Genomic DNA, 8,227 nt, shown 5'->3' on the forward strand with positions numbered 1-8,227 from the left:
AGTCGGGATGGTGGGCGTGAACGTGCCGATCCCCGTGCCGATGGCCTTCCACAGCTTCGGCGGCTGGAAGCGCAGCCTGTTCGGCGACCACCACGCGCATGGCCCGGAATCCGTGCGCTTCTACACGAAACAGAAGGCGGTGACGCAGCGCTGGCCGGCTTCGACGGCGGCAGGGGCCGAGTTTGCCATGCCGACCTTAAAGTAAAATCCGCTGTCAAACCGGCTGGTTCGCTTCTTGCTTACTGCAATGGCTAATTGTTTAGCCATTGCAGATCGCTCCCATGACGTCCAGCCGTACCCAGCCTTTGCGCATCGTTGTCGTCAACACCATTGTCGAGCACGGCGTGCACGAGAATGCGGCCCTGGCTGCCCAAGTGCAGCGCGGCAATGCCTTGCGCATCGGCTTGCTGGAATCGGGCTTCGACATCGTCGCCTCCCTGCCAGCCGACCTCTACCTCCCCGAGCGCATCGCGCAACTGCAGCCTGACCTCATCATCATCGACGCCGAATCGGATGCGCGCGACGTGCTCGAGCACATCGTCATCGCCACGCGCGACGAGCGCCGCCCCATCGTGCTGTTTACCGAAGACGGCGCCACGGCCAGCATCGACGCGGCCATGGCGGCCGGCGTGTCCGCCTATATCGTGGCCGGCTTGCATGCCGAGCGCATCTTGCCCGTGCTGAACGTGGCGTTGGCGCGCTTTCGCCAGGAAGAAAAATTGCGCGCCGAATTGCTCGACACGCGGCACAAGTTGTTTGAGCGCAAGGTGATCGAACGGGCCAAGGGCCTGTTGATGACGCATCACGGCTTGACGGAAGACCAGGCTTACCAGCGCTTGCGCAGCATGGCCATGAACAAGAAACTCAAGCTGGCGGACATTGCCCAGCGCATCCTCGACGTGGAGGACTTGCTGGGATGAATCGTCCATTTCCTGACACATGCTGGTGCAGTGCACCATTCCGGTGCGCTTCCAGCTGCCTGGGACAGGGCATGCACAGGCACGGTCCTTGCTGCTGGATGGGCATGACCTTGCCCATGTCGGCACGGCAAAACAGTATTTATCAGCAAGGAATGGTATGACACAGCAAGCGGGCGCCAATGCCCACCCGACGCGCCCACTGCAGCCGGAAAAACAGACGATACGCATCGGCTACCTGCCGCTGACCGATTGCGCCTCGCTGGTGATGGCTTCAAAGCTGGGCCTGGATGAAAAATATGGCATCAAGATCGAACTGAGCCGGGAGATGTCGTGGGCCGGCGTGCGCGACAAATTGAATAGCGGCGAACTCGACGCTGCCCATGTGTTGTACGGTCTCGTGTATGGCGTGCAGATGGGCATTGGCGGGCAGCGGCACGACATGGCCGTATTGATGAATCTCAATCACAGCGGCCAGGCCGTCACCCTGTCGGCGGCGCTGGCGCGCGAGGGCGCCCACGATGGCCCCATATTGGCGCGGCACATGCGCGGCGCGGCGCGGCCCTTTGCGTTTGCGCATACTTTCCCGACCGGCAACCACGCGATGCTGTTGCAATACTGGCTGGCCGCGCAGGGCATCGATCCGCTGCGCGACGCGCGCGTGATGACGGTGCCGCCGTCGCAGATGGTGGCCGCCTTGCGCGCGGGGCAGATGGATGGTTTTTGCGCGGGCGAACCATGGGGTTACAAGGCCATCGTCGATGGCGTGGGCGTGACGGCCACCACCAGCGGCGCCATCTGGCCCGACCATCCGGGCAAGGTGCTGGGCACCAGCGCCGCGTTTGCCCACCAGCATCCGAACAGTTGCCGCGCCCTGATCGCCGCCGTGCTCGAGGCGGGGCGCTGGATCGATGCCAGCGATGCCAACCGGCTGGCCATGGCGGCCACCCTGGCCGAGCCTGCTTATCTGAATACGCCGCAGGAAACGCTGGCGCCGCGCATCCTCGGTCATTATCAGGATGGCCTGGGCAAGACGTGGGACGAGGCGCACGGTTTGAAGTTTTATGGCGCCGGCGCCGTCAATTTCCCCTACCTGTCGGACGGCATGTGGTTCATGACCCAGCACCGGCGCTGGGGCTTGCTGCGCGACGAACCCGATTACCTGGCGGTGGCTAGGCAAGTCAACCGCATCGACCTGTATCGCCAGGCGGCGGAAATGACGGCCACGCCCTTGCCGTCGTCACCGCTGCGCAGCTCGACCCTGTGCGACGGCGTCGTGTGGGACGGCAGCGCACCGGAAGCGTACGCGGCATCGTTTGCCATCGGCCATTTTTTCTGATTGGAGAGTTCATCATGGCGCAACTTGGAAGCGTGACCCTGGTCGGCGCCGGTCCCGGCGATCCGGACTTGCTGACCATCAAGGCCGTGAAGGCCATCGCGCGGGCCGACGTGGTGCTGATCGACGATCTCGTCAATCCGGCCATCCTCGCGCATGCGGCGCCCGGTGTGCGCGTGGTCGAGGTGGGCAAGCGGGGCGGCTGTGCTTCCACGCCGCAAGCCTTCATCGAGCGCCTGATGCTGGCCGAAGCGCGCGCCGGCCTGCACGTGGTGCGCCTGAAAGGGGGCGACCCCTATCTGTTCGGGCGCGGCGGCGAAGAGCGCGCCTACCTGCGCAGCCACGGCGTGGCCGTCGAGGTGATCCCGGGCATCAGCAGCGGCCTGGCTGCACCGTCCAGCATCGGCGTGCCGCTGACGCACCGCGGCTGGAGCCAGGGCGCCACTTTCGTCACGGGTCACGGCAAGGATAGCGCGTCCGAACCGAACTGGCTTGCGCTGGCGCAAAGCGGCCTGACGCTCGTCATCTACATGGGCGTGGCCAGGGTGGCGGCCATCCAGGCCGGCTTGCTCGCTGGCGGCATGGCGCCCGGCACAGCCGTGGCGGTGGTGCAATCGGCCAGCTTGCCGGCGCAACGCCAGCTGCTGAGCACCTTGCAGCGCTTGCCGGACGATTTGCTGGCCAGCGGCCTGGGCAGCCCCAGCATCATCGTCGTGGGCGAGGTGGTGCGCTGCGCTGATGCCTGGGACGACCATGGCGCCTTGCTGGCCGCGACCGTGTGATTTAGCGGATCGGCAGGGCCACGGGACGGATGGGCGCCGCGTCGCCGCCGCGGAATTTCAGGGAGGCGCCGATGAAGGCGAACTGGTAGACCTTGTCGCGCGACAAGCCTTCCAGGTCGACCAGTTCCAGGATGGGCGTGCCCTGCTGCGCCAGCAGGTAGGTGTGCACGGGCAGGTAATTGCCCGCCACTTCGGAGGGAAATGCCTCGAAACTGAGGTTGTCCGCGCCCACCACCATGGCGCCGCCATCTTCCACGAGGAATTTCGCCGCGTCCAGCGACAGGCCGGGCGGGTTCGCCATATAGGCTTGCGCCTGCTCATAGTGCTGCATGCGGCCCGTGCGTATCAGCACCACGTCGCCTTTTTCCAGCGTCACCTTCTGTTGTGCCAGCGCCGCGCGCAAATCCTGCCGCGTCACGCGGTAATTATCGGGCAGTTGCTGTAATCCCTTGGCTACGGCCACGTCGATCAGCACGCCGCGCGCGACGATGGGCGGCAGTTTTTCCGCGCCCGTCACGGTCCAGCCCCGGTCGCCCAGGTATTGCTCTTCCGTAAAACCGTTCCAGATCTTGCCGTTCAAGCCGAAGTGGTTGAGCGCGTCGATATGCGTGCCCATGTGCGCATACATGGACACGGCCGAGCCCGTGTAACTGACGTGGCGGTTCATCTGTTCGCCCACGTGCATCGAGTCGGCCACCACGTTGCCCTTCGGCGTGTGCGTCATCCACATCTGGTAGGGCGGGTCGCCTGCCGCCTGCCAGCTGGGCATGCCGATGTAGAAATCGACGGCCAGGTCGTAGCTCTTGCCGCCGTCGATGCGGGCCAGGATGGCGGCGCGCGAGGCGGCCGTCATCAGGTTCAGGCGGCCGATCTCGTCTTTCGGGCCCCAGGGGCTGATGCCCACTTCGGGCAGGGCGGTGGCCGGGGCGGCTTGCACTGCGCCGGCCAGCAGCGCCAGCAGCAGGGTGGCCAGGGTGGCGGATGGTTTGAACATGGGGTACTCCTTGCGTGACATGAATGAAGAAGCCGCCATCATATTATTTTCAATTTCAATGATAATCAGCGATAAAATAATAAGATATTCAACTGCAAGGAAAGAATCATGGATGTCCTGGCGCACATGCGCGTGTTTCGCAAGGTGGTCGAGCGCGACAGCTTCAGCAAGGCGGCGCTGGACCTGAACCAGTCGGCGGCGGCCATCAGCAAGCAGGTGCGCCAGCTGGAGGCGCATCTGGGCACGGTGCTGCTGGTGCGCACGACGCGGCGCATGAGTTTGTCGGACGGCGGGCGCGCCTATTATCTGGAATGCTGCCGCCTGCTCGATGAAATCGACGCGCTGGAACTGGCCACGCGCGGCTGCACCGGCAAGGTGGCGGGGCGCTTGCGCGTGAATGCGCCGCTGTCGTTTAGCTTGAAGGTGCTGTCGCCGCTGCTGCCGGTGTTCATGGCGCGCCATCCGGAAGTGAGAATCGAGATGACCCTGGACGACCGCCTGCGCGACGTGGTGGGCGAGGGCTATGACGTGTCGCTGCGCATCCGCGCCGCGCTGGCCGATTCGTCCCTGGTGGCGCGCCGCCTGGGCGATGTCGAGCAAATGATTTGCGCATCTCCCGCCTATCTGGCGCGGCGCGGCACGCCCCGGCTGGCGCAGGACTTGCACGGCCACGATTGCCTGGCTTACCGCCTGGCCGACAGCCCCGGCGTCTGGCAGCTGGACGGCCCGGAAGGGAGCAGCAGCATCGTCCTGCCCGTGCGCTTTTCCGCCGACAGCAGCCTGCTGCTGGCCGACATGCTGGCGGCGGGCATCGGCGTGGGCGCGCTGCCGTCGTTCGTCGCCGCGCCGCTGCTGGCCAGCGGCGCCCTGGTGCGCGTGCTGCCGTCGCACGGCATGGCCAGGCGCGGCGTGTATGCCTTGACGCCCGACGGACGCCACGTGCAGGAAAAGGTGCGCGCCTTTTGCGACTTCCTGGCCGGGGCGTTGCGGGGTGCCTAGGCGCCAGGTGTTTTCCAGGGCAACCATCGAACGCGCTTTTTTTCATGTACAGGTGCGTCGCACAGGGGCTTTGATAGTATCCTCGTACTTGCTGGGCGGCCGGGGCGCCGCACATTCAAGGAAACCGGAATAAGCGATCGACAATGCACACTTTGAGCAAGCGCGGGGCGGGATCAGGCATCAGGATATGGGCGGGTGGCTTGCTGCTGGCATTGGCGGTGGGCGGCGCCCTGTATGCGGGCGCGGCGCGCACGGTCGACGACGATGCCGAACAGCGTTTCGACAACCTCACGCATGGCGCCCAGCATAGCCTGATCACGCGCGTAAAAAGCTATTCCGACCTGCTGCGCGGCCTCGAAGCCCTGTTTCGCACGAGCGAGCAGCTGACGCGCCGGCAGTTTCACGATTACGTGGCCGGCCTCGATATCGCGCGCCAGTTCCCGGCCATCGAATCGGTCAATTACGCGGTGGCCGTCCCGTCGGCGCAGCGCGCCGCCTTCATCGAGGCCGTGCGCCGCGACACCAGCCTGGCGCCGCGCGGCTATCCCGCCTTCACCATCCGTCCCGCGGGGGAGCGGCCGGAATACGCGGTGCTCACCTATCTGGAACCCGATTCCCTGCTGGCCGAACGCATGGGCGTCGATATCGGCGCCAACCCGCTGGTGGCGCAGTCCCTGGCGCAGGCGCGCGACAGCGGCGAAGTCAGCGCGTCTGGCCAGGTGATCATGATCAAGGGGCCGCCCGCGCACGTGGGCCTGGGCATGCGCCTGCCCGTATACCGCAACGGCATGCCGCAAGGCAGCGTGGCCGAGCGCCGCGCCGCCTACCAGGGGTCCGTCGGCATCGGCTTTGGCGTGGCGCAGCTGGTGCACAGCGCGCTCGAACGCAGCGCCCTGGAGCCGCTGCACCTGACCCTGTACAGCGCTGCCGACGCGACGCCCGCCGATGGCGCCCTGCGCATCACGCCGCAGGACCGCCTGCTGTTCAACGATGACGGCGACCTGGCGGCGACGCCGCCGCAACCGGGCAGCGATGCCGACTATTTCGACCAGGTGCTGCCCGTGGCGTACCAGGGCGGCCTGTGGAAAGCCCATTTCCGCGTGCGCAAGGCGGAGCTGTACAGCCCCTTCGACCGCTATTTCCCGTGGCTGGCGCTGGCCGTCGGCGTGGCCGGCACCCTGCTCATTTATGGCTATATCTTTACCCTGTACCGTTCGCGCCGCAACGCGGTGGCGCAGCGCACCCTGCTCGATACGGTGCTCGACAGCGTCGACGCCTATGTCTACATGAAGGACGCCGACCTGCGCTACCGCTACGTGAATGCGCGCACGGCGAAGATACTGGGCCGTTCGGTGGAGCAGCTGATCGGCCGCCAGGATGGCGAATTGATGCTCGGCGATGCGGCCGCGTCCGTGCAGCGCACGGAGCGCCAGGTGTTCGACAGCGGCGCCAAGTTCGTCGGCGAGGAGCGCTTCGTCGATGCGCAGGGCCAGGTGCATCACCTGTGGAGCGTGAAGGTGCCGTTGGGCTTGCCCGGCCCCGTCACGGGCCTGATCGGTCTGTCCACCGACGTGACGGAATTGCACCGGCTGAAGGAGCAGGCCGACGCGGCCAGCCAGGCCAAGAGCGACTTCCTGTCGAACATGAGCCATGAAATCCGCACGCCGATGAACAGCATCATCGGCATGGCGCACCTGGCGCTGAAATCCGTGGCCGACGCGCGCCAGCGCGACTATCTGCAGAAGATCTTCCATTCGGGCCAGCATTTGCTGGGCCTGATCAACGACATCCTCGACTTTTCCAAGATCGAGGCGGGCAAGCTGGAACTGGAAGTGCTGGACTTCCGTCTCGATACCCTGCTGGCGAACATCGCCAGCCAGCTGGGCGACGCGGCGGCCGTCAAGGGCCTGGCGCTGCAGTTCGATATCGCCCCGGAACTGCCGCAGCGCTGGCGCGGCGACCCGCTGCGCCTGGAGCAGGTTCTGCTGAACCTGACCAGCAACGCCATCAAGTTTTCCGACAATGGCAGCATCTTCGTGCGCGTGCGCCAATCCGAGGAGCGGGGCAGCCACGGCATGCTGCGCTTCGAGGTGCAGGACCGCGGCATCGGCATGAATCAGGAAGAGGTGGCGCAGCTGTTCCGCTCCTTCCACCAGGCCGACCCGTCGACCACGCGCAAGTATGGCGGCAGCGGCCTGGGGCTGGTGATCAGCAAGCAGCTGGTGGAACTCATGGGCGGCAAGGTGGGCGTGTACAGCCAGCCTGGCCTGGGCAGCACCTTCTGGTTCACGGCACGCCTGGAGAAAAGCGCGCAGGCCAGCGACGAGCGCATTGCCGAAGTGGAACCGGAAGTGCTGGGCGTGATCCGCGGCGCATCCATCCTGCTGGTGGAAGATAACGTCTTCAGCCAGCAGGTGGGCTGCGAATTGCTGGAAGACGCAGGCGCCACCGTCTGCGTCGCCTGCAATGGCCGCGAAGCGCTGGAATTGCTGGCCCACCGGCGCTACGACTGCGTGCTGATGGACGTGCAGATGCCGGAGATGGACGGCTTCGAGGCGACGCGCCGCATCCGCGCCGACCCGCAGCTTGCCGGCCTGCTGGTGATCGCCATGACGGCCAATGCGGGCAGCGAAGACCGCGCCCGCTGCCTGGCGGCTGGCATGGACGAATTTTTGACCAAGCCGATCGCCCCGAATCTGCTGTTCCACCTGCTGGCGAAATGGTTTCGCCTGCGTGGCGGGATCGGTGGGATTGGTGGCATCGGCCATGCGCGCGCGGGCGACAGGCTGGTGGCGGTGCCGAAAGCGTCGCCATCGGCCGCCTCGCCGGACTTGCGCGATACGGCGATTCTCGACCTGGCCACCCTGGCGCTCACGTTCAGCAATGACCCCGTGAAGATGCGCAAATACACCCAGCTGTTTCTCGACACGGCGCGCGACGGCATTGCCGAAATGGAGCAAGCCATGGCGCTGGAAGACCTGGGGCGCCTGGCCGACCTGGGCCACCGCAGCAAATCGTCGGCGCTGGCCGTTGGCGCCCATGCCTTTGCCGGCCTGTGCGCGTCGATCGAAGGCTTGCGCCTTGGCGGCGACCTGCAGCAGGCGCGCGCCTTGCTGACGGCCCTGGGGCCGGCGCTGGCGCAGGTGGCGGAACAAATTTCCGTGGAATTTGCCGCCAGCGACGCCCCCTGACGCAGGCA

At 66.0% G+C, this 8,227-nt stretch carries 7 protein-coding genes; 6 read left to right on the forward strand and 1 reads right to left on the reverse strand.

Annotation, left to right across the window (positions count from 1 at the left end):
* From O3301_RS00005 to cobA, 4 genes are all read left to right on the forward strand, one after another.
* A partial coding sequence (locus O3301_RS00005; protein ID WP_305055129.1) for an aldehyde dehydrogenase family protein occupies positions 1-205 on the forward strand: 205 nt, incomplete at its 5' end.
* A gap of 76 nt (positions 206-281) precedes the next feature.
* Complete coding sequence (locus O3301_RS00010) at positions 282-920, forward strand: ANTAR domain-containing response regulator (RefSeq protein ID WP_099664422.1); 639 nt, start codon at positions 282-284, stop codon at positions 918-920.
* A 157-nt stretch (positions 921-1,077) separates the two neighbouring features.
* Entirely contained in the window at positions 1,078-2,256 is a 1,179-nt protein-coding gene (locus tag O3301_RS00015) for a CmpA/NrtA family ABC transporter substrate-binding protein (RefSeq protein ID WP_305055130.1), read from the forward strand.
* Positions 2,257-2,270: 14 nt separating this feature from the next.
* Positions 2,271-3,035 carry a uroporphyrinogen-III C-methyltransferase gene (cobA, locus tag O3301_RS00020; protein ID WP_305055131.1) on the forward strand — a complete coding sequence of 255 codons (765 nt, stop codon included), beginning with the start codon at positions 2,271-2,273 and terminating at the stop codon, positions 3,033-3,035.
* A gap of 1 nt (position 3,036) precedes the next feature.
* Here the strand turns inward: cobA and O3301_RS00025 are convergent, their stop codons facing one another.
* Positions 3,037-4,029: a cyclase family protein gene (locus O3301_RS00025; protein ID WP_305055132.1), complete on the reverse strand. Its 993-nt coding sequence runs from the start codon at positions 4,027-4,029 to the stop codon at positions 3,037-3,039.
* Positions 4,030-4,137: 108 nt separating this feature from the next.
* On the opposite strand from O3301_RS00025, the gene O3301_RS00030 reads away from it, so the two are divergent.
* The gene (locus O3301_RS00030) at positions 4,138-5,028 is read left to right on the forward strand and encodes a LysR family transcriptional regulator (RefSeq protein ID WP_305055133.1); all 891 of its coding nucleotides are present in this window, start codon (positions 4,138-4,140) and stop codon (positions 5,026-5,028) included.
* A gap of 143 nt (positions 5,029-5,171) precedes the next feature.
* On the forward strand, positions 5,172-8,219 hold the full coding sequence (locus O3301_RS00035) for a CHASE domain-containing protein (protein WP_305055134.1): 3,048 nt from the start codon (positions 5,172-5,174) through the stop codon (positions 8,217-8,219).
* Positions 8,220-8,227: the final 8 nt, after the last annotated feature.

Origin of the sequence: Janthinobacterium sp. SUN211, from assembly GCF_030587315.1 — a bacterium.
GTDB lineage: Bacteria > Pseudomonadota > Gammaproteobacteria > Burkholderiales > Burkholderiaceae_D > Janthinobacterium > Janthinobacterium kumbetense.